The sequence below is a fragment of the Phycisphaerales bacterium genome, from assembly GCA_020852515.1.
Lineage (GTDB): Bacteria > Planctomycetota > Phycisphaerae > Phycisphaerales > UBA5793 > UBA5793.
Map to the genome: position 1 here is coordinate 127,805 of JADZAS010000004.1, position 21,803 is coordinate 149,607.

The 21,803-nt window shown below is 63.5% G+C and carries 22 protein-coding genes, 1 tRNA gene and 2 pseudogenes; 12 read left to right on the forward strand and 13 right to left on the reverse strand.

All coding sequences use genetic code 11. The annotated features are described in order from the left end of the window. Positions 1-5: 5 nt before the first annotated feature. Positions 6-1,073 (reverse strand): N(4)-(beta-N-acetylglucosaminyl)-L-asparaginase, encoded by a 1,068-nt coding sequence (locus IT430_02635; GenBank protein ID MCC6906815.1) that lies wholly within the window; start codon positions 1,071-1,073, stop codon positions 6-8. A 117-nt stretch (positions 1,074-1,190) separates the two neighbouring features. Here IT430_02635 and IT430_02640 point away from each other — a divergent pair, with 117 nt between their 5' ends. After that, positions 1,191-2,645, forward strand: a complete 1,455-nt coding sequence (locus IT430_02640; GenBank protein MCC6906816.1) for an MBL fold metallo-hydrolase — start codon at positions 1,191-1,193, stop codon at positions 2,643-2,645. 16 nt (positions 2,646-2,661) lie between these two features. Here the strand turns inward: IT430_02640 and IT430_02645 are convergent, their stop codons facing one another. Genes IT430_02645 through IT430_02665 form a run of 5 tightly spaced genes read right to left on the reverse strand, consistent with a single transcriptional unit; the run spans position 2,662 to position 8,779 of the window. Then, on the reverse strand, positions 2,662-3,666 hold the full coding sequence (locus IT430_02645) for an ATP-binding cassette domain-containing protein (GenBank protein MCC6906817.1): 1,005 nt from the start codon (positions 3,664-3,666) through the stop codon (positions 2,662-2,664). Beyond that, complete coding sequence (locus IT430_02650; protein MCC6906818.1) at positions 3,653-4,699, reverse strand: ABC transporter ATP-binding protein; 1,047 nt, start codon at positions 4,697-4,699, stop codon at positions 3,653-3,655. Before IT430_02650 ends, IT430_02645 begins: the two co-directional genes overlap by 14 nt. Positions 4,700-4,706: 7 nt before the next feature. After that, positions 4,707-5,918 (reverse strand): ABC transporter permease, encoded by a 1,212-nt coding sequence (locus tag IT430_02655; protein MCC6906819.1) that lies wholly within the window; start codon positions 5,916-5,918, stop codon positions 4,707-4,709. Then, a complete protein-coding gene (locus IT430_02660; GenBank protein MCC6906820.1) occupies positions 5,918-6,922 on the reverse strand; it encodes an ABC transporter permease in 1,005 nt (334 codons plus the stop codon). The genes IT430_02655 and IT430_02660 overlap by 1 nt, the downstream gene beginning before the upstream one ends. 33 nt (positions 6,923-6,955) lie before the next feature. Continuing rightward, a complete protein-coding gene (locus tag IT430_02665; protein MCC6906821.1) occupies positions 6,956-8,779 on the reverse strand; it encodes a hypothetical protein in 1,824 nt (607 codons plus the stop codon). A 616-nt stretch (positions 8,780-9,395) separates the two neighbouring features. Here IT430_02665 and IT430_02670 point away from each other — a divergent pair. From IT430_02670 to IT430_02695, 6 genes are all read left to right on the forward strand, one after another. Further along, a complete protein-coding gene (locus tag IT430_02670) occupies positions 9,396-9,776 on the forward strand; it encodes a helix-turn-helix transcriptional regulator (protein ID MCC6906822.1) in 381 nt (126 codons plus the stop codon). Further along, complete coding sequence (locus tag IT430_02675; protein ID MCC6906823.1) at positions 9,773-10,249, forward strand: SRPBCC domain-containing protein; 477 nt, start codon at positions 9,773-9,775, stop codon at positions 10,247-10,249. The genes IT430_02670 and IT430_02675 overlap by 4 nt, the downstream gene beginning before the upstream one ends. A 43-nt stretch (positions 10,250-10,292) precedes the next feature. Continuing rightward, positions 10,293-10,823, forward strand: a complete 531-nt coding sequence (locus IT430_02680) for a DinB family protein (GenBank protein ID MCC6906824.1) — start codon at positions 10,293-10,295, stop codon at positions 10,821-10,823. Positions 10,824-10,937: 114 nt separating this feature from the next. Then, entirely contained in the window at positions 10,938-11,309 is a 372-nt protein-coding gene (locus IT430_02685; GenBank protein ID MCC6906825.1) for a DUF1428 domain-containing protein, read from the forward strand. Positions 11,310-11,341: 32 nt separating this feature from the next. Then, on the forward strand, positions 11,342-12,529 hold the full coding sequence (locus IT430_02690) for an exo-alpha-sialidase (GenBank protein ID MCC6906826.1): 1,188 nt from the start codon (positions 11,342-11,344) through the stop codon (positions 12,527-12,529). Next, positions 12,526-12,825, forward strand: coding sequence for a MoaD/ThiS family protein (locus IT430_02695; protein MCC6906827.1), 300 nt, complete (start codon positions 12,526-12,528; stop codon positions 12,823-12,825). Before IT430_02690 ends, IT430_02695 begins: the two co-directional genes overlap by 4 nt. Positions 12,826-12,866: 41 nt before the next feature. Here the strand turns inward: IT430_02695 and IT430_02700 are convergent, their stop codons facing one another. Beyond that, positions 12,867-13,436, reverse strand: coding sequence for a YcxB family protein (locus IT430_02700; protein MCC6906828.1), 570 nt, complete (start codon positions 13,434-13,436; stop codon positions 12,867-12,869). 24 nt (positions 13,437-13,460) lie between these two features. Beyond that, positions 13,461-14,192 carry a hypothetical protein gene (locus IT430_02705; protein MCC6906829.1) on the reverse strand — a complete coding sequence of 244 codons (732 nt, stop codon included), beginning with the start codon at positions 14,190-14,192 and terminating at the stop codon, positions 13,461-13,463. An 889-nt stretch (positions 14,193-15,081) separates the two neighbouring features. On the opposite strand from IT430_02705, the gene IT430_02710 reads away from it, so the two are divergent. Continuing rightward, positions 15,082-16,803 (forward strand): AIPR family protein, encoded by a 1,722-nt coding sequence (locus IT430_02710; protein ID MCC6906830.1) that lies wholly within the window; start codon positions 15,082-15,084, stop codon positions 16,801-16,803. A 43-nt stretch (positions 16,804-16,846) separates the two neighbouring features. Here the strand turns inward: IT430_02710 and IT430_02715 are convergent, their stop codons facing one another. Continuing rightward, positions 16,847-17,326, reverse strand: a complete 480-nt coding sequence (locus tag IT430_02715; GenBank protein ID MCC6906831.1) for a VOC family protein — start codon at positions 17,324-17,326, stop codon at positions 16,847-16,849. 160 nt (positions 17,327-17,486) lie between these two features. Here IT430_02715 and IT430_02720 point away from each other — a divergent pair. After that, positions 17,487-17,560: transfer RNA gene (locus IT430_02720), tRNA-Pro, on the forward strand. A 140-nt stretch (positions 17,561-17,700) separates the two neighbouring features. Beyond that, entirely contained in the window at positions 17,701-17,907 is a 207-nt protein-coding gene (locus tag IT430_02725; GenBank protein ID MCC6906832.1) for a hypothetical protein, read from the forward strand. A gap of 120 nt (positions 17,908-18,027) precedes the next feature. Here the strand turns inward: IT430_02725 and IT430_02730 are convergent. The 4 genes and pseudogenes from IT430_02730 to IT430_02745 form a co-directional block, all read right to left on the reverse strand. Next, positions 18,028-18,204 (reverse strand): annotated as a pseudogene (locus IT430_02730) (zinc ribbon domain-containing protein). 48 nt (positions 18,205-18,252) lie between these two features. Next, positions 18,253-18,672, reverse strand: a pseudogene (locus tag IT430_02735) (recombinase family protein). Between the two features lie 368 nt (positions 18,673-19,040). Continuing rightward, entirely contained in the window at positions 19,041-19,310 is a 270-nt protein-coding gene (locus IT430_02740; protein ID MCC6906833.1) for a hypothetical protein, read from the reverse strand. A 4-nt stretch (positions 19,311-19,314) separates the two neighbouring features. Next, entirely contained in the window at positions 19,315-19,821 is a 507-nt protein-coding gene (locus IT430_02745) for a hypothetical protein (GenBank protein MCC6906834.1), read from the reverse strand. 278 nt (positions 19,822-20,099) lie between these two features. On the opposite strand from IT430_02745, the gene IT430_02750 reads away from it, so the two are divergent. Both IT430_02750 and IT430_02755 read left to right on the forward strand, forming a co-directional pair. Then, positions 20,100-21,008, forward strand: coding sequence for a PD-(D/E)XK nuclease-like domain-containing protein (locus IT430_02750; GenBank protein MCC6906835.1), 909 nt, complete (start codon positions 20,100-20,102; stop codon positions 21,006-21,008). Positions 21,009-21,018: 10 nt separating this feature from the next. Beyond that, positions 21,019-21,801, forward strand: coding sequence for an ATP-binding protein (locus IT430_02755; GenBank protein MCC6906836.1), 783 nt, complete (start codon positions 21,019-21,021; stop codon positions 21,799-21,801). Positions 21,802-21,803: the final 2 nt, after the last annotated feature.

Below are 21,803 nucleotides of genomic sequence, written 5' to 3' on the forward strand. Positions count from 1 at the left end.
GGCACTCATTCAAACAGCGCCGGGCTGGCCATGCGGCGAGCTTCGGTCCCGTCGTGGATGGTGAACGAGCCGCCCTTGAGCATTGATGCGCTGCCCCACAGCCCGTCCTTGCGCAGCGCGTACATCGTCACGTTGAAGTTCGGCCGGCCGGCAGCTGTGAGCAGCGAGCGGCGCTTCGTGTGGTCCGCGATCCACTTGAGCGTCTTGAGGCAGGCCTGCTCGGGTTCGAGACCGGCGGCCATGTGCTGTACCGTCTGGAACGCCCCGCAGGACTGGATGACCGCTTCGCCGCGGCCTGTGGCGCCCGCCGCCCCCACTTCGTTATCTACGAACATGCCGGCGCCGACGATGGGTGAATCGCCCACGCGGCCCGGGATCTTGTAACTCAGCCCACTGGTGGTCGTGCAGGCGGAGATGTCGCCCGCGGCGTTGAGCGCCGCGCAGTGAATCGTGCCGTAGTGCCACGGGATGCCGAGTTCCTCTGCACGCTGCGCGCGGGCGTCGCGATCGACGTGCTGCTCGTCGTTGAGCCAGTCGTCATCGGTGTTGAGGTTCTCCTTCCACTTGAGCCAGGCCTCGCGGGCCTTCTCCGTGAGGAGGTCCTCTTCCTTGAAGCCATGCGCACTGGCGAACTGCAGCGCGCCGGCCCCGACGAGCAGGACGTGATCAGTCCGCCGCAGTACCTTGAGCGCCACCTGCGCCGGGTTGCGGATGTTCTCGAGCGCGGCGACGGCGCCGGCCTTGTGCGACGGGCCGTGCATGACGGATGCGTCGAGTTGAACCACGCCGTCTTCGTTGGGCAGGCCGCCGTAGCCGACGCTCATGTCCTCCGGATCGTCTTCGACGATCGCCACCCCCGCGACGACCGCGTCCACGGGATCAGCCCCGCCGTTCATCTCCTCCATGGCTTTGATCACGGCCCGCAGTCCGTTGCCGCTGCTGATGGCGATCGGCCCGCCGCGCCCCCGCCTCGCGCTGGCGCCGGACGCGCCTGCAGCGGTAAGCGGAAGGACAAGCGGCGCCGCGACTGCGGCGCCGGCTGCGAGAAACGCACGTCGGTTGATATCGCTCATGACCGTCAGCGTAGCCGATCAGGGTGGTTTTCGCCACGTCCGCGTGCGGCGCCTTCAGGACACGCCAGGCCGGCAGTATAATCGCTCGGCACCCGAGCCAGGCTCCGGAGAACGGTGATGCTCTTTCGACAGATCTATGACGATCGGCTCGCGCAGGCGGCGTACCTCATCGGTTGCCAGCGCACGGGTGAGGCGATCATCATCGACCCGCAGCGCGATGTTGATCGGTACATGAGCGAGGCGAAAAAGCACGGCCTGCGGCTCATTGCGTGCGCCGAGACGCATATCCATGCCGACTTCCTCGCCGGCAGCCGGCAACTGGCCGAGATGATGGGGGCCAGGGTGTATGTCTCCGACTGCGGCGATGCGGATTGGAAGTACGGCTGGCTCGAATCGCGCCGCGACAGCGGCAAGTATGACGCGGTGCGCCTCAAAGACGGCGATACCTTCCGCATCGGCGGCATCGAATTCCGCACGGTCCACACACCCGGCCACACGCCCGAGCACATCTGCTTTCTCGTGACGGATCGCGGCGGCGGTGCGGGCGAACCGATGGGCATGCTCTCGGGCGACTTCGTTTTCGTCGGCGACACCGGCCGGCCCGATCTGCTCGAGAGCGCGGTGGGTGTGGTCGGCGCTCAGGAGGCGTCGGCGAAGCAACTGCTCATCTCCGCCCGGCAGTTCACGACGCTTCCGGAGTATCTGCAAGTGTGGCCGGCGCACGGGGCCGGCAGCGCGTGCGGCAAAGCGCTGGGCGCCGTACCGCAGACCACCGTCGGCTATGAGAAGCGCTTCAACCCGGCGATCCGACTGGCCGGCGACGATGCCGCCTTTCTGGACTACGTGCTCAGCGGCCAGCCCGAGCCGCCGATGTATTTCGCGCGGATGAAGGCGCTCAATCGCGATGGCGCGCCGGTGCTTGAAGCGCTGCCGCGTCCGCAGGTGCTCACGCCGCGCGACATTCCGGATTGGCTGCCGGATGCCGTAGTGCTCGACACGCGGCCGTGGCAGGCGTTCCGCCAGGCGCACGCGCCGGGGGCGCTGTTCACGCCGTTTGACTCGTCGTTCCCCACGATCCCGGGCTGCTACGTTGAGCCGGGGCAGCGCATCGTCCTACTCATCGACGAGCGGCACCTTGAAGAGGCGGTGCGCCTGCTCGTGCGCATCGGCCTCGAAGACATCGTCGGGTTCATCTCGACGGAGGTGTTCGAAGAGTACCACCGCACCGCCGGCTGCGTTGAGTCGATCAACGAAGTCGAAGTTGCAGACGCGGCGGCGAGCGTGAATGCGGGCCGGGCGACGGTGCTCGACGTGCGGCGGCTGGTCGAGCACGAGCAGGGGCACATCGCCGGCAGCCACAACATCGCGCATACCCGGCTCATGGCGCGGCTCAGAGAACTCGAGGCCGGCGGCGAACTGCTCGTGCACTGCCGAAGCGGCGTGCGATCGTCGTATGCTTGCGCCTACCTCAAGCGGCAGGGCTTCAAACCCACAAATGTCGCGGGCGGATTCCTCGCTTGGGAAAAGGCCGGGCAGCCCGTCGAAACAACCAGCGCAAAAGCAGCGGTGTAAAACGGCCCGAACCGCGTTACCCCACCGACTTTGCGGGCGCGGCGGGCTCGGCAGAATCTTCATCGGCCACCCAGCACGCAACGCGGTGGCCGGGCTCGCGCTCGATGATCGGCGGCATCTCGGTGCGGCAGCGGTCGATCACATTCGGACAGCGGCCGGTGAACGGGCAGCCGTCGGGCATGTGGAACGGGCTGGGCACATCGCCCTGCAGGATCGTCAGGGGCCGGCGCTGGTCCGGATCGTCGATCGGATTGGCGCCGAGCAGCGCCTTGCTGTACGGATGCCGCACCTGCTCGTCGAGTTCGAGGCAGGGCAATGTCTCGACGGCGTGCCCAAGGTACATCACCATCACGCGGTCGCAGAAGTGCTGGATCACCTTGAGATCGTGCGAGATAAACACGAGCGTGAGGCCGAACTCATCCTTGAGATCCATGAGCAGGTTGAGCACCTGCGCCTGGATGGAGACGTCGAGGGCCGAGACGGGCTCGTCGGCGACGATGAACTCCGGCTTGGTGGCGAGCGCGCGGGCGATGCCGATGCGCTGGCGCTGTCCGCCGGAGAACTCGTGCGGGAACTTGTCCGCGGCGTCGGAGCGCAATCCCACACGCCGGATCAGTTCGGTGATGTAGTCGTCCATCTCGTTTCGCGCCACGATGCGATGGAATGCGATCGCCTCCTTGAGCAGGCTGCGGACGGTGAGGCGCGGGTTGAGCGATGAGTACGGGTCCTGGAAGATGATCTGCATCGTGCGGCGCAGCGGCATCATCTGGCTGTGCGACAGAGCTGTGATGTCCTGGCCTTCGTAGTTGATCGTGCCCGACGTCGGCTCGATGAGGCGAATGAGCATCTTGCCGAGCGTCGACTTCCCGCAGCCGGACTCGCCGACGATGCCGAGCGTTTCGCCCTTGCTCACGTCAAAAGACACGTCGTTGACGGCATGAACGTGTCCGACGACGCGGTTGAGCACGCCGCCGCGCACGGGAAAGTGCTTGACAAGATGGCGGACTTCAAGCAAGGGCATCAGTCCCCCCTACCGTCGGCGCCATGGGCGCCTGGGTGATCGGGAAAAAGCATCGATATGCCCGGCCGTCGCTCGTCTCGAGCAGTTCCGGCTCGTGGTCCACGCACCTATCCTGCCTGAAGCGGCAGCGCTCGGCAAAACGGCAGCCGGCGGGCAGATGATGCAGGCTGGGCACAATGCCGGGAATGGTCGGCAGGCGCTTCCCGTGCTCGCGCCGGCCGCGCTTGGGAATCGATTCGAGCAGCGCCTGCGTGTAGGGATGCTGCGGCCGGTGGAAGATGTCGTGCACGGTGCCCGATTCGATCACGCGGCCGGCGTACATGACCAGCACGCGGTCGCACACCTGGGCCACGACGCCGAGGTTGTGCGTGATGAGCACAATGGCGGTGTTGAGCTTCTGCTTGAGGCCCTCCATGAGATTGAGAATCTGCGCCTGGATCGTCACATCCAGCGCCGTCGTCGGCTCGTCGGCAATGAGGATGTCCGGCTCGCAGCACAACGCAATAGCGATCATCACGCGCTGGCGCATCCCGCCCGAGAGCTGGTGCGGGTACTCGTCGATGCGGCGCTCGGGGTTGGGAATCTCGACGAGGCGGAGCATCTCGATGGCGCGCTGCCGGCGCTGGGCCCGGTTGAGGTTCGTGTGATACTTGAGCGCTTCCTCGATCTGCCAGCCGATCCGGAAGACGGGATTGAGGCTGGTCATCGGCTCCTGAAAGATCATGGCGATCTGATCGCCGCGCACTTCGCGCATGGTCCGTTCGCTGGCCGTCGCGAGATTCCTGCCGCGAAACATGATGCGGCTGGCGGGATCGATGCGCGAGACGCGCTCGGGAAGCAGCCGCATGATCGATTTGCTGGTGACGGTCTTGCCGCAGCCGGATTCGCCGACGATCCCGAGCGTTTCGCCGGCGTGAACGTCAAACGACACGTCGTCCACGGCCGTCACGAGTCCGAGATCGGTGCGGAACCGCGTCGTCAGGTGTCTGACGGAGAGAAGTGGTTCAGATTGTGCTCGAAGGGCCTGAATCATGGGTCTGTCAATCGACGTGCTTTGGATCGAACGCGTCCTGAAGCGCGTCGGTGAGGATGTTGAAGGCGAGCACCAGCACGAACATGAGCACCGTCGCCGCGCCGATCTGCCAGAAGAAGTAGGTGATGACTTCGTCCTTGGCGTCGCGGATCATGATGCCCCAACTCGGCTGCCCCTTGACGCCCAGCCCGAGGAAACTCAGGATGACCTCAGACTTGATGGCGCCGATGAACAGCAGCGAAAAGTTGATGAACATGAGGTGCGCGGTGTTGGGAATGACGTGCCGCACCAGGATGTAAAGGCGCGAAAAGCCGATCGCCGTCGCCGCCTGCACGTACTCGAGTTCTTTGATCTTCATCGTCTCGCCGCGAATCACGCGGCAGGGCCCGATCCAGAACGTCGAGCAGAACGCGACGTAGACGGGCACGAGCGAAAGAAACGGCCGCTCGGGGTTGTCAAAGACTGTGCCGAAGAACACGACGATGAGCACCGACAGGAGCACGAGATACGGGATCGATGACAGCGTCGAGAAGATCCAGGTGATGACATGATCGAGCCAGCCGCCGAAGAATGCCGCCGCAGCGCCGAGCAGGCTGCCGATGATCACCGAAACCACGCTGGTGATCAGGCCGATCTGAAAGGCGACCTTGACGGAGTAGATCGCTCGAACGGAGATCGATTGACCGGCGGCGTCGCTGCCAAGAAACGTGCGCAGGCGGTATTTCACGCCCTCCCAGCCCTGCGGGACCGGGTAGAGCGCCGCGGCGATCGCTTCGAGGCGCTCCACGCGCGGCTCGAGTTCGGGGTGGTGGCTTAGATCCTCAACGGCTTCGAGTTCCTCTTCGAGAATGGCATACGCCTCGTCGAGGAGTTCGTTGTACTCGTCCGTGGACATTCGAGCCGCGCGGCGTTCAGCCAGCGCCTTGTCGCCGAGGATCTCGTACGCGTCCTGGTCTCGCCGCGAGGCAAGGCGCACGGCCTGATCGACTTCGTCGACGTAGTGCATGGAAAAGGCGACGCGCTCCTCGAGGGTGGGCGTCTCGAGAAAGCCCGGCGCCTGCTTGGGCGCGACGCGCTGGCGCGTCGCTTCCATGCTGATTCCGCCAAGCAGCACCCACAGCGCCGTCAAAAAATACACTGCGATGACGCCCAGCGCCGCCATTGCCAGGCGATTGCGCGAAAACTTGCGCGCTCCTCGCGACCTGAGCAGCCGGCGCATTACGACAGCCTCACTCTCGGATCGACGAGCGCGTAGAGCACGTCGGTGAGGATGATCGAGAGGATGTAGAGCAGCGCGATCACGGCCGTGAACCCCTGGATCATCGGGTAATCCATGTCGGTGATGGCGGTGATCAGCGTGCGCCCCATGCCGGGGATGTTGAAATACATCTCGAGCAGGATCGAGCCGGTGATCAGGAACGGCAGCGTGGTCATGATGCGCGTGATGATGGGAATCATCGCGTTCTTGAGCATGTGCACGAACATGATCTTGCTCTTCGGGGCGCCCTTGGCCCTTGCCGTGATGATGTAGTCGCGATTGCACTCCTCGACCATCACGGCGCGGTAGAAGCGCGTGTCGTAGCCCATGGCGACGATGACGCTGATGAGCACGGGCAGCAGGCAGAACTTCACCCAGGTCAGCGCGTCCGGCACGGGAATCGTCAGGCCGAAGATGTCAACGCTCGACATCCGGTACCAGGCGCCGTAGCCCACGATGGCCAGCGGCCAATCATCCCCGAATACGTTTCTGGGCAGAGCCGCTCCAAAGAACTGCCCAAAAATGATGTACACGAGGAAACTGATGCTCATCCCCAGCACGGCGGCGATGACCAGCAGGCGGTCGAGAAGTCGCCCTCTGTTAAACGCCGAGAGCAACCCGACGGTAATTGAGAGCAGGCTCGTGAGGACCAGCGCCGGCACCGTGATCGAGAGCGACGGCGGAATGGCGCCCAGCAGCTTTTCGCGCACCGTCGTGCCCTTGTACTTCCAACTCTCGCCAAAATCGAGCCGGGCCCCGTTCCAGAGGAAGCGGCCGTACTGCACGATGAACGGGTCCTTCAGGCCGAAGGACTTCTCGAATTCTTCGATCTGCTTCTGGTCGGCGTTCTTGCCAAGGTACGCATAGACGGGATTGCGCACGCGCAGCAACGCCATGACGAGCATGATGATGCCGAGATACACCGGGATGTTGTAGAGCAGGCGTCGAAGGATGAACGACCACATGGACGGCAGTCTCCGCTGGTGAGGCGAGGCGAATCAGCGGGACGAACCGCCCGGGCGCTTCGAGTCATCCACGTCGAGGTACTTCATCCACGTGTAGAAGGTCTCGGTCGGCTTGAAGTTGAGCAGCCACGGGTTGACAAGGAAGTGGCGGATGCGCGCCATCGACCCCGCGTACGGGCAGTCTTCGAGCACCATGTCGCGCATCTGGATGTAGATCGCGGTGCGCTCGGGGCCGGGCGGCATCGTCCGGATCTTCTCGTAGAGCCGGTCGTATTCAGCGTTCTTGTAGTTGAAGTGATTGGGCTTGGGCGCCTCATTGGGGCCATAGAAGAGCGCGAGGTTGTTCTCCGCGTCGGGATAGTCGCTGCCCCACGCGAAGGAGAAGAACGGCGCTTTCTTGTTGTCCACCGCTTCCATCAACGTGGAGAAGTCCACGAGGCGCGGGTTGATGCGGATGTTTACCTTGGCCAGTTGCCGCGCGGTGAGAGCGGCCATGCGCTCCGATGTGCCGCCGCTGCTCGTGTAGTAATCGATGACGGGAAGGCCCTGCCCATCCGGATACCCAGCCTCGGCGAGAAACTGGCGGGCCCGTTCGAGGTCCGGCCCGCGCCAGGCATTAGGAAGGTGGCCGTCTTCGGGATACCCGTCCAGGCCGTGGGGGATCATCCCGTCGTAGACCAGCGCCGTCCCGTTGTAGTAGGCTTCGTTCATCTCGTCCCAGTCGAGAGCGAGACAGATCGCCTTGCGCAGAGCCCGCTTCTCGTTGGTGTATCCGCCCAGCAGCGGATCCTCCATGTTGAAGCCGCGAAAGATGAAGTCGATGAGCGGCACCTTGTGCGCCGTGATGCCCCTCTGCTCGTAGGGCCTCTTGAGATTGCCCGAGCGGCGCGAAAACGCCTCTTCGTACGCGGTCTCGGGCACCGTGGTGTAGTCGAGTTCGCCTGCCTCAAACTTGAGCCACATCGGCTGCGACTCAACGAAGAAGGTGATCTCGATGCGGTCGGCGATCGGCAGTTTCTGGCCCGCCGCCTTTGTCAGCCCCGCCTCGGCGTCCCCGGGCATCGCTTCGCTCGGGTAGAACTCATCGCGGTAGTTCGGATTGCGCTTGAGCACCAGGCTCGTGCCGATCTGCCAGTCACTCTCATTCTCGAGCATGAACGGTCCGCTGCCGACGGGATGGCGATTGAAGCGGTCGCCGTACTTCTCCACCGCCTCGCGCGGCACGATGGACAACTGGAACATCGCCAGTTTCCACATGAACTGCTGCACGGGCCGCTTGAACACGAGTTCGAACTCGTGGTCGTTGATCAGACGAAAGCCTTCGACGGGCGCATCGTAATCGAACGAACCGGACTGCTGCTGCGCTTCCTTGAACTCATCGAGGCCCACGATGGTGTCTTCGAGCAGCCAGTACGACTTGAACTGGTACTTCGGATCGGCAGCGCGCTTCCACGAATAGAACACATCTGACGCGACGATCTCGCGCCCCTTGCCGCCTGGGAAACAAGCATCGTCCTGAAATCGCACGCCCTTCTTAAGCGTGCAGTGCCAGACCTTGCCGTCTTCGGAGATGACGGGCATCTCAGCCAGCAGCGCCGGTTCGAGTTCGAACGGCCGCTTGAGATACTTGTACTGAACGAGCGTGTCGAAGATCTGCGAGCAGCAGCGGTTCTCGTAGGTCGTCGAGCCGACAATCGGATCGAGCGACTTGGGCCCATCGGTAGTCATGGGCAAGCGCAGCACCTTCTCAGCCACATCACCCGACCCCGCGCCGGCGGGTGCGAGAGACGGAGCGGCCACGAGCGCGGAAAGCACCGCGGCGAAGGTCATCATGCGTCGCATCGTGCCGTTGATCATGCTCATGCTCCTCGAAAAGGGCCCGGGGTCGCCGACATCGATTGGGGTGAGGGCACCGCCGCACACGGGTGAGGCTGGGCACACCCGCATCCACGCAACGCGGCGGCAATCTCTTGTTTAACCGCTGGAGGCAACACCAGTTGAGACGGGTCTCCAGCGAAGTCATTCCGCAACGCATTCTATCGCCCAGCGGCGCGCTCGGCCGACCTCTTCGCCGGCCGTGCAGAGCAATCGCGCTTCCGCCGTCATGCCCAGGAAGAGTCGGCCCCCAGCGCAGGCGGGGAGGTGCATCCACCGAGATTGCGGAGTCCGCGCGAACCGGAGTGGCAAAAACGCGATTGCCCCAGACGGTCGCTTGCCGCGCATCGTTCACTCCCAACCCGGCATCAAGCGAAGAGAGTAGAGCGAGGATCCTGTCACGGGCGCCACGGCTCCGCTCATGCTCCGTGTGCGCTCGTGGCAAACCTGACCGTTGAAGTGGAGGCAGCAACCGCTCTGCCGGCAGTTTCATCTCTCTTCTGCCGCTCTGGCGCCGCGCTGCGATCTGGAGCAATCTCCGGAGAAAACAAATCGCCCTCCGGCTTGATATATTCCTATATGGGCATATATTTGTCACATGCCCCGCTCCGCGACCACCTCCGATGTCTTCAACGCCATTGCCGAGCCGCGGCGGCGGCAGATCGTCGACCTCCTCGCGCGCCGCGGCGCCTTGGCCGTCGGGACGATCGTCGTGGCGCTGGGACTCCCGCAGCCGGCCGTCTCCAAGCACCTCGGCGTGCTGCGACAGGTCGGTGTCGTTTCGGCCATCCGGCACGGCCAGCAGCGCGTCTACCGTCTGGAGGGCAGCGAACTGAAACACGTCTACGACTGGATCAGCAAGTTCGAGCGCCACTGGTCGCACCAACTCGACCGCATCAAAGCCCGCGCGGAGCGAGCGGCCGGAGAAGCATCTCACTCACTCAATCCACTCACGCACAGGAAGGGACCAGCATCATGACAACGCAGATACTCGACCAGCAGGCGGTGCAGGCCTTTGAGATTATCAAGGAGATCGAGATCTCGGCTCCGATCGAGACCACCTTCGAAGCGGTGCTCGACGAACTCGGCCCCGAGGGGCAGACACCCGACGGCAAGTCGCTGCACATGAAAATCGAGCCGTGGCCCGGCGGGCGCTGGTACCGCGATCTCGGCGACAACGCCGGGCACCTCTGGGGGCACGTCCAGGTCATCAAGCCTCCAGCGCTGCTTGAGATCACCGGCCCAATGCCCATGTCCTACCCGGCCGTCAACCACATCCAGTACCGTCTCAAGGCGGAGGGCGCGAGCACCCGCTTGAGAATCACGCACAAGGCGATGGGCCTCATCCTCCCCGAGCACCGAGACGGCATGCCCGAAGGCTGGGAACACGGCCTGGAGCGAATCCGCGAACTCGCCGAACGCAAGGCGGGCGCCGCGCGCGCCAGGCGGTAACTGACGACTGCAACTGAGATCTGAACCCGCAAGGAGCGACGTCATGACAACGGCCACAGCCTCAAATCGATCGACCGCGATGTCCATCGCACACTCGATGTTGCAGGAGTTCGAGCGCGAACTGCCCACCACGCGCAAGTTCCTCGAACGCCTGCCGGATGACCGCCTGACATGGAAGCCGCACGAGAAGTCGATGACAGCCGGCCAACTGGCGCTGCACATCGCGCAAAGTCCGCAGGGCGTGCTCAACCTTTCGCTCGAAGATGAGGCCGCTCCACCGGACTTCAGCGCCGGCCCGCCGCAGCCGCAGACGAAGCGCGAGGTGCTTGAGGCCCTCGACACCGGCGCTGATTTCGTCCGCGGCGTGCTGCCGACCCTCGACGACGAACGGATGCGGCACACGTTTCGCGTCGTGCGCGACGGCGAGACGATGCTCGCCATGCCGCGCGCCGACTTCCTGCGCGCCATCCTCCTCAACCACTGGTACCACCATCGGGGGCAGCTGGGCGTCTACCTCCGCCTCGTCGGCGCGAAGGTGCCGTCGAGTTACGGCCCGAGCGGGGATGAGTGGTAATACTCCCTCTGTGAGTGCGATCTTAACAAGGGTCGCGGGAATATGCTTGGGTCGCCCGCCGGCCCTGCTCGCCGCGCCGGCGCCCCCAACGTATCACAACGGAAAGGATCGCTCATGGCCTACGTCGATGGATTCGTGCTGCCCGTGCCCAGGGCTCGTTTGGCTGATTACCGCCGCATGGCGCGGCTCGCTTCCAAAGTCTGGCTCGAATACGGCGCCCTTGAGTACCGCGAATGCGCCGGCGACGACCTCGACGTCAAGGGCGTCGTGCCCTTCACAAAATGCGCCGGCGCGAAGCGCGGCGAGACCGTCGTCTTCGCCTGGATCGTGTACAAGTCCAAGGCGCATCGCGACCGCGTCAACGCCAAGGTCTGCAGCGACCCGCGCCTCAAGAAGATGATGGCGAAGGATCCGAAGAAGTTGCCGTGCGATCTCAATCGCATGGTCTACGGCGGGTTCAAGACCATCGTCGAGGCCATGGCGTAGCATTCACGCTCGGGGGCAAAAAGGAGAAGCACATGACTGCAATTCGTGTTCTTGTCGGCACCAAGAAGGGCGCGTTCATCATCACCTCCGACGCTGCGCGCAAGAAGTGGAGCATCTCCGAGCCGCTCTTCGCCGGCTGGGAAATCTACCACATGAAGGCTTCGCCCCTCGACCCCGATCGCATCTACGCCTCGCAGAGCAGCGGGTGGTTCGGCCAGATCATCCAGCGCAGCGATGACGGCGGCAAGACCTGGCATCAGCCCGGCACGCCCGTCGGCGAGCCGACCACCACGCCTGATGGCATGCCCAAAGGCGAGAGCAACAAGTTCGTTTACGACACTTCGGACAAGACCGGCAAGCCGCTCACGACCCACATGTGGTACGACGGCACGCAGCACCCGTGGGAGTTCAAGCGCGTCTGGCACCTCGAGCCATCGCTGCACGACGTTGACACGGTTTACGCGGGCGTCGAAGACGCGGCGATGTTTCGCAGCACCGACGGCGGCGAAACCTGGCATGAACTCGCCGGCCTGCGCGGCCACCCGTCCGGCCAGCACTGGCAGCCCGGCGCCGGCGGACTCGGCCTGCACACCATCCTGCTCGACCCGACCAACAAGGGCCGCATCTACATCGCCATCTCCGCCGCCGGGGCGTTCCGCACCGATGACGGCGGCCAGACGTGGAAGCCGATCAACCGCGGCCTGCGCAGTCAGTACATCCCCGATCCCGAAGCCGAATTCGGCCACTGCGTGCACAACATGGCCTTGCATCCGTCGCGCCCGCACGTCCTCTTCATGCAGAAGCACTGGGATGTCATGCGCAGCGACGATGCCGGCGACAACTGGCGCGAAGTGAGCGGCAACCTGCCCAGCGACTTCGGCTTCCCCATCGCCGTCAACTCGCAGGAGCCTGAGACGATCTACGTCGTGCCGATCCTCAGCGATTCACTGCACTACCCGCCGGATGGCAAGCTGCGCGTCTACCGCAGCCGCAATGGCGGCAACGAATGGGAAGCGCTGACCAACGGCCTGCCGCAGCAGGACTGCTACGTCAACGTCCTGCGCGACGCCATGTGCGTAGACCAGATGAACCCGTGCGGCGTCTACTTCGGCACCACCGGTGGCCAGGTCTACGCCTCACCCGACGGCGGCGACACGTGGATCGAGATCGCCGGCAACCTCCCGGCGGTGCTCAGCGTGGAAGTGCAGACGATCGGGTGATCCGCGTCACGATCCCTTTCCATCTTCGCACACTCTCGGGCACACAGGGGGAGATCGCACTTGATGTGCCGGGCGAGGCGCCGACGCTGCGCCACGTTCTCGATGCACTCGAGGCGCGGTATCCGATGCTCAAGGGCACCATCCGCGACCACGTCACCGGCAAACGCCGCGACTTCGTCCGCTTCTTCGCCTGCGGCAAGGACCTCTCCAACGACGGCCCGGATGCGCCGCTGCCCGAGGGTGTCATCAGCAGCCGTGAACCCCTGATGATCATCGGCGCGATCGCGGGCGGGTGAGGGGGTGAGCGGGTGACTGCGGCGTACGCAAGCATGTCCACTCAACACGCAGCGTCTGTCGCCGCGCGATGCCACGACCTGGCTTGCTGCAAGAACTGCTCCATCTCCGAGTCGCTCGCGAATGCTCGGCGGGGGATTCTGAATGTGGTCGTCGAGTTGGTCGAGACGAAGATCGCATCCTCCAGAACTTCGATCGACTTCACCCCGGACCAGAGGTACGAGACAGTGCAGGGGCCATGTTCGCTCTGCACGCCGTCGGCCGAAATGGTGATGTACTCAGTGCCGAACAGAACTTCCTGATCGCAGTTCGCCAGCAGTTGATCGACGACCCTGGAAACCGGAATGTGAGTGAGGCGAAGACTCTTCCAGAGCATCCACGCGGCTATGAGTCCATAGCCGGTCAACACGACCCACCGCACCGGCCCCGGCGACGAAGCACTGTAGATGAAAACTCCCACAAGGAGAGCAACGAGCAAAAGCAGAACAGTGGCCTCGCGCGGCGTGGCCCGGCCAGCGCTGCTGCGAATGTGCCGAGCAACGCTCGCCTCCAGATCCGCGTGCGTGACATCATACGAAACTGTGAGTGAACCGTCGTCCGCCACGATCACCATGCGTCCAGTCTATGTCTGCCCGCACTACGCCGCGCGCTCCGCCACCTCCCGATCCGCAACGCCCCACCCCTCCACCCGCGCCACCACGCGCTTCGACCACGGCCCGACCTCCCCGGTCGCATCCGCCCACCGGCCCCAGTACACGATCATGCGCGGCCCGGCCGGCGTGGGAAACTGCACACGCATCGGGCTGCTCGTGAACGATCGCAAATACCACGGCCGCGCGCCCGGCGACTCGGGCATCGCCCGCCCCGGCTCGACCATCTCAATAAACAACTCCAGCCGGCTCGCCCCGCGCGGCTTGGCCCGGCTGCGCGCGCCCCATTGCTCGCGAAACTCCAGCAGATGCACGCCGCGCTCCGAGCCGAGGTAGCGCAGGTGCGGCGCGTGCTTCGGACACTCCCGCCGATGCAGCCGGCCCGGCCGCTCGCGCACGCCCACGCTCATCTTCGCGCTTCGATTGATCTGCGGGTTGGCGCGGATCAGCGCGCCGTACTTGCGCACCAGGCGCTCCGCCCGCTGCCGCGCTGCATCCTTCTCCATGATGGTCCTGGTCGATCGCGTGCTCGGCCAGGAGGCTAGGGCCAGATGATGACGAAACTCCGACACGGCGTGGCCGAGGTCTCGCGCATCCTCCGCAGAGAGGAAATACCGCGCGGGATCGATCGCGGTGGCATCCGAAAAGACCCGCGCCATGCGGGCAAAGCCGCTGTCCGAATCAGGAATGAACTTTCCAGCCATGTCGAGACCTCTCATGGTCGATGATTCAAAACTCAACGAGCCGCGCATGGAAGACAATCCGAGCCCCGACTGTCAGGGAGGGCCTTCGCCGTTGACCAGCCTTCGCGTTCCAGCATCGCGCCCTTCGCCGCACTCGTCCAAGACCCGTGCTTACGCGTGGGGCTCGGTTCCATTTTGCCCATCGGCCAATAACGCGCCGACCTTCACGCCTGATCTCCAAATCGGCCCCGCGACTTGCAATTCATCCCTTCCGCATCGCGAGCGATCGCAGCCCCCGCGCGAGTCCGCCCCGCAGCCCTGCGAGCCGCCCGGCCCGCTCCGGTCGCCGATTCTCCCGCTCCAGTTCTGATTCCGTCCCGCCCGCGAGCCGATCGCGGCCAGCCGGGAGCGATTTCTTAACTCTCAAGAGTCCCGGCACGGGACGCCCATTCCTGCGCGCCGAAAGCGCCGCACCCCCCGCCCGACAGGCGAGTCCTCCGGCCCGCCGGCCAACTCCCTCATCGAGCGCGAAGAACTCGCACCCGACCCGCGCCATCGACGCGCGCCACGACGCAACTGCCCCGTTCAATTGCGCCTTTCCCCCGTCCAGCGCGACAATTGCGCGCAGGAATCATCAAAGAAACGCCGAGCCAACGCAGGGTCGGATAAGCAATGCTCGGGGATCGCATTCCACCGGGTCGGATGCTTGGCCGAAGGCCGCGAGCGCCTCCCGCCGGGTCCGACGATTGCCGCCAGATCACCGCCGAATCCCCCGCCCCGGCCGCACGTGATTGGAACCACCCCCCGCCGCATGGTACAGCCAGCGAAGTTGGGATGCGGGTCCCGTCTTCGATGGCGCTGGGGTTGAGACCCAAGACTGGTCCCTTCCTACAATCTGGCGATACGAGCCACGATCGCGGGTTAAATGCAACTACGAGTTGAGACAACGTTGCTTTTGGACAAGGTCGCCGCCATTGCGGACGAATTCGACCTCGAGCAGGATCGTGCATTTCTTTCACTGGTTTATGGCCTTATCACGAATCAGAGCTTCGACGCATTAGACGATGAAGACGTGACAGATGGCGGTGACGACCATGAAATGGATGTGATTGCGATCGACGACAGAGATGATGAGTCGCGTGCCACGGTGACAATTATCGCTGCAACGCGTTCACCCGCGCACAGAACGACCGAACTCCAAAGGCTGGGCATCGGACTTGACTTCATGTTTTCGCAAGGGCGAGCAGTATATCAGCAGATGCCGAACCGACGGCTTGCCGACAGGATCAGTGACTTTCGAGCACTGCGTAATCGCTATGGCGCGCCCAACGTCATCGTCCAGGTGTTCTTTGCGTCCCTTGGCGACACACAGAGCCTCGCGGATGCATTCGTGCTGGAGCGGAACAGGCTCCTGAGCGATTACTCCGGGCCGGGAGCGAGGTTCTCGCTACAGATCCTCGGGGCGCGAGAACTGGCTGACATGCTCAACGAAGCCGAAACTCGCGGCGATCGTGTCGATGACCGGATCAGAATCGACTATGACCGTAATCGGGGGACAATCATCCGACGCACTCTACCGGGACTCGATGGGTTGATATGTAGCGTCAACGCGAGCGAAATCGCAAGGCTTGTGCAGACCCATCCACGCATTTTTGACAGGAACCTACGCAGGTACTTGGGCGGGCAGAACGCGGTCAATGAAGCGATCCTCGCGACCTGCGCCGATGCGGAACAGGCTCAACTACTCTGGTTTCTGAACAACGGACTCACGATACTCTGCGATGACTTTGCGGTGACGCCGGATCAAGATGATCCATTCGTGCAAGTGCGGAATATGCACATCGTCAACGGCTGCCAAACTTCATCGGCCATTGACGAGGCTCAGCGAAGTGGTGACCTCCACTCGGATGCGTGGGTGCTGGTAAGGCTATTCAAGGCCACGTCACCCGAGCTAGCTGAGCGAGTAGTGGTAACGACAAACACACAGACCAGGATCACAGGGCGCGACCTTCGGTCGAATGATCGGCTTCAGGTCCAACTCCAACGCGTATTCCGAGATCGCTTCGCACTATTCTATGAGCGAAAGCCGAACGAGTTCACACATCTAAGTCGAAATGACCGCCGCAAGGTCGTCTCGAATGAACGTGTCGGGCAGGCGTACCTGTCTATCGTGCTGAAGAAACCGAGCGACGGGGGGCGGCGAAAATACAAGCTGTGGGACGACGAGACCGCTCGCGTATTCAACTCGGATGTAGTGCCGGAGGCATATCTGTTGTCCTATCGGATATGGGAAGCATGTGGAGTCTGGAAGCAGCGCGTGCGAGACTCGTATCCCGAGGACGAAGTGCGACGGCGAATTCTTAGGAACGGGTTGTACCACATTGCAAGAGTCGTTGCATTTCGATGGCGAGGTACCGATGATTGGTCAGATCAACAACGCCTCGCTGACGAGATAAGAACTCTCGCGAATGATCCGCGAGTTGTGACTGACCGCTGCTCTGCGGCGCTTGAGCTCATTGCGGGTTTGGTTAGTGCCGAAGAGGAGTTTGTCGCCGACGTTGGCGGAGCACTAAAGTCGGGATTGCTCGATCGGAACATCTCGGCGCGATTGCGAGGTTCCGAACCCGCTGCAACAAGTCAGACTTAGAGCGGAAACTTGCCCGTCATTTCCGGAGAATTGGAGTCGCACCTCACTCCCCCGGCTTATCCACGTGCTGATCAACCAGAATCGGATTTCCATCCGGGTCGGTGAGCATGAGGTAGGCCGGGCCGGTGGTGGACTCGTCGGCTTCGACGGTCAGTGTCAGGCCGCGCTCTTTGAAGCGGCGCTGGAGTTCGCGCACATCATCGAATTCTTTGAGCGTGTTCTTTTCGCTGTCCCAGCCGGGGTTGAAGGTGAGCATGTTGCGATCGAACATGCCCTGGAAGAGGCCGATGCGCGCATCGCCGTTGGAGAGCACCAGCCAGTTCTGCTTCGCGTCGCCGGCGACAGGCTCGAAGCCGAGCTTTTCGTAGAAGTCGCGCGACGCGGCGAGGTCTTTGACAGTCAGGCTGACGGAAAAGTTCCCCAGACTCATGGTTGATTCCCTTGCGTGGTTCGATGGTGCGGCGGGTGTCGTGTTGCAGCCGACGAGGGTGCAGGCGAGCAGTATGGCGATCAGGCGCATCATGGTCGGAGTCCTTGCCCGGCCAACAGGTCGGGTGATGGGAAGGTAGAGAGGAGACGGGGGAGATTCAAGGGGTGATGGCGCCGGCCGAGTCAAGCGGGCCGGCGGCACGCACGCGGCGACCGGCGGGCGCCGGCGGCGTGCTATGATTGGCCGCACCTCACGGGGCGTAGCTCAGCTTGGTAGAGCGCCTGCTTTGGGAGCAGGAGGCCGCAGGTTCGAATCCTGTCGCCCCGACTTCTCTCCGAATCAAGCCCTTCGATCAACAGGTCGAAGGGCTTTCTCTTTGTGATACAAAGGTTTGTGTCGCTCAGCGTCCGGTTCAAACTCACCGAATCCAGAATCCGGCGCCGAACCGCCGAGTTTGAACGCCGCCAGTGTTCATCGGCATTCTGGCACCAGTCGAAAACCGCGAACGCCATCTCGATGTCCCCGGCGTCGATTCGCCCGACGCGTTCACGCGCTTCGGTGACCCCGGCCAATTCGGATCGCAGATCCTCCGCCTTGTCCCTGTACTGACCTTCGGCAACCGTGCCCGCGAGGTACGCATTGAGCAATCGGTCCTGCATTCCGGTCAATTCTGAGTGCCGCTTGGCGAGCGCCGTCGTTTGGCGGCGCTGCTGCGACGAGATGTCGTCGAACGCGGCGGCCAGTGTCTTGCGGAACAGGTCGCGTACTTCAGCTGGCTCGATTCTCAGCGTGGCGAGTTCTTCGCCGATGGCGTTCTCGACGTCTTCCGCGCGCCACCGGACTCGTGGATGACCGGCCTGCGGATGGTTGTTGCCGCATCGGTAGTACAGATGCTCGTTGATGGAACCGCCCTTGAGTTTGCGCTTGATGCGCTCGCCGGTGATCGCGAACCCGCAGTAGGCGCAGCGCATCAGCCCGCCGGCGAGCGGGATCTGCGGCTTACCGGTGCGGCGGTTCCGCCCATGGAGGACGTCCTGACAAGCCTCGAAGAGGTCCCGCGTGATGAGGCGCTGGTAACTCCCCGTGAAGGTCTGGCCGTTGCGGAGCAGTTCGCCGATGTAGAAACGGTTGTTCAGGACATACGAGAGGGCCGTGCGGGTGAATCGCGGCTGGCTCGGCCGGTAGATGTGCCCTTCACGCTGGAGGGCGTCGGCGAGGGATTGGAAGGTCAGATCGCCGCAGGCATAGAGCTCGAAGATCCGGATGACGGTCTTTGATTTCTCGGGATGCGGCTGCACCGGCACTTCGTCATCGTCCTGAACGTTGATGTACCCGTAGGGCGCCAGGCCGGTGGGCCAGCCCTGGCGCACCTTCTCATCCATGCCTTTGAGCACCTCCGAGCGCAGGTTGTCGCTGTAGTACTGCGCCACGGCCGCCATGACGTTGAAGGACAAGGCGCCGGCGGCGCCGGGACCGAACTGGTTCTCGACGAAGGCGAGCTGTACCCCGCAGGAGTCCTCCAGTTCCTGGAGCCGCACGGCGTCGCGCATGTTGCGGCAGACGCGATCGAGTTTGTGGCTCAGAATCGCCGTGATCTTCTCGCGCCTGGCGTTGGTGCGAACCCATTTGAGCATCTCGTTGAACGCGAGGCGTTCCGCTCCGCGCCGGGCCGATTCGGCGACGTCGAACTCCCGGGCGACGTGCCAGCCTTCTCGCTCCGCCTTCTCACGCGTGGCGCGAAGCTGTGCATCGATGGAGTACCCCTCGCGCTGCTCGCGCGAGGACACACGTGCCCAGACGACGACGTTCATGGCCGGCGCTCCTGCGCCGTGGCGTCCAGAACCGTTTCCGCAAACCGCTTGATGTTCATGATGATCTCGATGGCCTCCTCTTCGGTGATGATCCGCCGATACCTGCTGGACCAGACCCGCCGATGCTCGGCGATCAATTCGTCTGTGATCCATGCGAGGGCCACGGGCCGACTGTTGCCCGTGGGCTCGCACTGATCACTTACTGCGCGGGTAGGAGGAAGTCCAGTCGATGTCTGCGGTTTCATGACCATGCTGTGGCTGGGCATGCCGTCAGCTCCCCAGCCAACCATCGAGGCCCATGCTTTCGAATCGCTGGCGAATGTCGGCAATCAGGCGCTCCACGGTGTGCCAGCCGCACTCGAGTTCTCTGGCGATGCTGGCGATCGACTCGCCCTCGGCGAGCATGGCGCAGACTCGCTGTTCGCGAGGCGACAACTCCGAGACCGCAGTGCGTACATCAACTTCCATTTCGTGCTTGGACTCGTACTCCGTGGGGATTCCGCCGCGCTGGCACATCTGTTGCTTGCGCTCGCGATCGCGGGCGCAGCGGCGCGCGGCCGATCGCACCTGGCGGTTCACGATCGTGGAGAGCACTGCATTGGGCTGGAGCGCCTCGCCTGACCGCACCGGGTCCGATTTGAACTTGGCTGTTTCGATGGCGATCTGCTGGGCGACATCATCGCGGCTGTGATTGTCCAGGCCCATGCGCCTTGCCCGTGCGTCGATCAGTCGCATCTGCCAATCGTCCATGACGCCGCGATACTCGTTGCTGCTCATTACCTGCTCCTGAAGTGAAGGGAATGTGGGTCACTGTCGGGAGCGATGGAAGACGCGAGTGCGGGGACACGTCTCGCGCGTCGGAGATGAGTTTGGGCGATCAGATGTGGGGCGGATGTGCGAGCGTGTGACGCACACGTGAGGGGTCAGGTGAGGCACACATGACGCTCATGTGTCGGACACATGAGTTTCCACGCAGCCCGCCGATCGGCGGCGAATCAGGTGCATGAACAGCGACAACCCCTGTGCCGCGAGCGCTACTGCGGCGGGGAGTCGCCATGTCGAATCAATCCATCCTCAACGCGCTGATCCATGAACCCGCTGAGGCGTATCACGCCCGCAGCGCCGAGCACGTCACGGCGCATCGGCTTGCTGACTTTCGGCGCTGCCCACTGCTCTTTCGCAAGAAGGAGCAGGGTCTCATTCCCGAGCGCGACTCAGCGGCGTATCTCGTCGGACGCGCCGCGCACGTGCTGATTCTCGAGGGACGGGACCGGTACGAGTCGCAGTTCGCCGTGGGCGGTCCCATGAACCCGCGCACCGGCCAGCCATTCGGCTCCAACACCAAGGCGTTTACCCAGTGGGCAGACCGCATTGGCAAACCCGTGCTCAGCGATGATCAGGCGGCGCTGATTGAGCAGATGGCCGCGAGCGTTCAGGGGCACCTGTTTGCACGTGAACTGCTTGCAGATGGCGTCGCTGAGGGTGTTCTGCGCGGTGAGTATGCCGGACTCCGATGCCAATCCCGGCTCGACTGGGTCAACCCGAAGCCCGGACGGGGCATCGTCGATCTCAAGACCACCGATTCGCTCGACACCTTCGAACTCGACATTACCGCGTTCGGCTACGTCGAGCAGATGGCGTTCTATCGCGCCATGTTCGAAGCGATGGCGACGGCCAGGCTGCCAGTCCACCTGATCGCCGTTGAAAAGCGTGAACCGTTCCGTTGCGGCGTCTGGCAGATCGCGCCGCGAGCGCTCGACGAGGCTCAAGCCGAGAACGAACGCGCCATGCAGGAACTGACGCGCTGCCGCGAGTCAGGGATCTGGCCCACGCGATTCGAATCGATCCGTCTCTACGAAACCACCAGCCCATCCTCGAGCGGGCGAGCCTCGCGCACCTCATCGACTCCCTCACCCATCGCAGGCTCGCCCGCTTCTTCTCAATACAAGACCAGCCATCTCTGAAAGGACCGCTATGACCGCGCTCAGCACGATTCAACGAGGACGAGCCCAACTCCCACGCCGGGTGCTTCTCTACGGCGTCCACGGTGTCGGCAAATCCACCTTTGGCGCGATGGCGGAGAAGCCGATCTTCATCCAGACCGAAGAAGGCGTGAACGATCTCGAAGTCGATCGATTCCCGCTGGCCGTCAAGTACGGCGATGTGCTCGATGCGCTGACCGCACTGTACTCCGAGGATCATGACTACCAGACGGTCGTGATCGATTCACTCGACTGGCTGGAGCGCCTCATCTGGGCGGAAGTCTGCGCCAAGCGCGGGGTCGAGTCGATCGAAGACATCGGCTACGCCAAGGGCTACGTCTTCGCGCTCACGCAGTGGCGTGAGGTGCTCTCGGGCCTCGATGCGCTCCGCAGTCAGCGCGGCATGCAGGTGATCGTCATCGCCCATGCCCAGATCGAAAAGTTCGCCAATCCCGAGACGGACAGTTACGACCGGTATGTCCCGCGGCTCCAGAAGCAGGCCTCGGCGCTGCTCCAGGGGTGGGCGGATGAAGTTCTGTTCGCCACCTACCAGGTCCACACGAAGACGACGAGCGAAGGCTTCGATCGCAAACGAACGCAGGGCATCGGCACGGGCGAACGGATCCTGCGCACCACTGAACGTCCGGCGCATGTGGCCAAGAACCGGCTGAATCTCCCTGATGAGTTCCCACTCGATTACCGCATCTATGCCGCCTTCGTCCGCGGCGAAACCCCGCCAACCAACGACCAAGAGCCCGCTCAACAAGGAGCCTGACC

Coding starts and splice junctions, on each gene's coding strand:
- IT430_02710 (MCC6906830.1), top strand. CDS start 15,082: ATGCAACTACGAGTTGAGACAACGTTGCTTTTGGACAAGGTCGCCGCC.
- IT430_02755 (MCC6906836.1), top strand. CDS start 21,019: ATGACCGCGCTCAGCACGATTCAACGAGGACGAGCCCAACTCCCACGC.
- IT430_02645 (MCC6906817.1), bottom strand. CDS start 3,666: ATGCCCTTGCTTGAAGTCCGCCATCTTGTCAAGCACTTTCCCGTGCGC.
- IT430_02740 (MCC6906833.1), bottom strand. CDS start 19,310: ATGCCCAGCCACAGCATGGTCATGAAACCGCAGACATCGACTGGACTT.
- IT430_02750 (MCC6906835.1), top strand. CDS start 20,100: ATGTCGAATCAATCCATCCTCAACGCGCTGATCCATGAACCCGCTGAG.
- IT430_02705 (MCC6906829.1), bottom strand. CDS start 14,192: ATGAGAGGTCTCGACATGGCTGGAAAGTTCATTCCTGATTCGGACAGC.
- IT430_02690 (MCC6906826.1), top strand. CDS start 11,342: ATGACTGCAATTCGTGTTCTTGTCGGCACCAAGAAGGGCGCGTTCATC.
- IT430_02665 (MCC6906821.1), bottom strand. CDS start 8,779: ATGATCAACGGCACGATGCGACGCATGATGACCTTCGCCGCGGTGCTT.
- IT430_02685 (MCC6906825.1), top strand. CDS start 10,938: ATGGCCTACGTCGATGGATTCGTGCTGCCCGTGCCCAGGGCTCGTTTG.
- IT430_02715 (MCC6906831.1), bottom strand. CDS start 17,326: ATGATGCGCCTGATCGCCATACTGCTCGCCTGCACCCTCGTCGGCTGC.
- IT430_02635 (MCC6906815.1), bottom strand. CDS start 1,073: ATGAGCGATATCAACCGACGTGCGTTTCTCGCAGCCGGCGCCGCAGTC.
- IT430_02700 (MCC6906828.1), bottom strand. CDS start 13,436: ATGGTGATCGTGGCGGACGACGGTTCACTCACAGTTTCGTATGATGTC.
- IT430_02660 (MCC6906820.1), bottom strand. CDS start 6,922: ATGTGGTCGTTCATCCTTCGACGCCTGCTCTACAACATCCCGGTGTAT.
- IT430_02675 (MCC6906823.1), top strand. CDS start 9,773: ATGACAACGCAGATACTCGACCAGCAGGCGGTGCAGGCCTTTGAGATT.
- IT430_02745 (MCC6906834.1), bottom strand. CDS start 19,821: ATGAGCAGCAACGAGTATCGCGGCGTCATGGACGATTGGCAGATGCGA.
- IT430_02640 (MCC6906816.1), top strand. CDS start 1,191: ATGCTCTTTCGACAGATCTATGACGATCGGCTCGCGCAGGCGGCGTAC.
- IT430_02650 (MCC6906818.1), bottom strand. CDS start 4,699: ATGATTCAGGCCCTTCGAGCACAATCTGAACCACTTCTCTCCGTCAGA.
- IT430_02680 (MCC6906824.1), top strand. CDS start 10,293: ATGACAACGGCCACAGCCTCAAATCGATCGACCGCGATGTCCATCGCA.
- IT430_02655 (MCC6906819.1), bottom strand. CDS start 5,918: ATGCGCCGGCTGCTCAGGTCGCGAGGAGCGCGCAAGTTTTCGCGCAAT.
- IT430_02670 (MCC6906822.1), top strand. CDS start 9,396: ATGCCCCGCTCCGCGACCACCTCCGATGTCTTCAACGCCATTGCCGAG.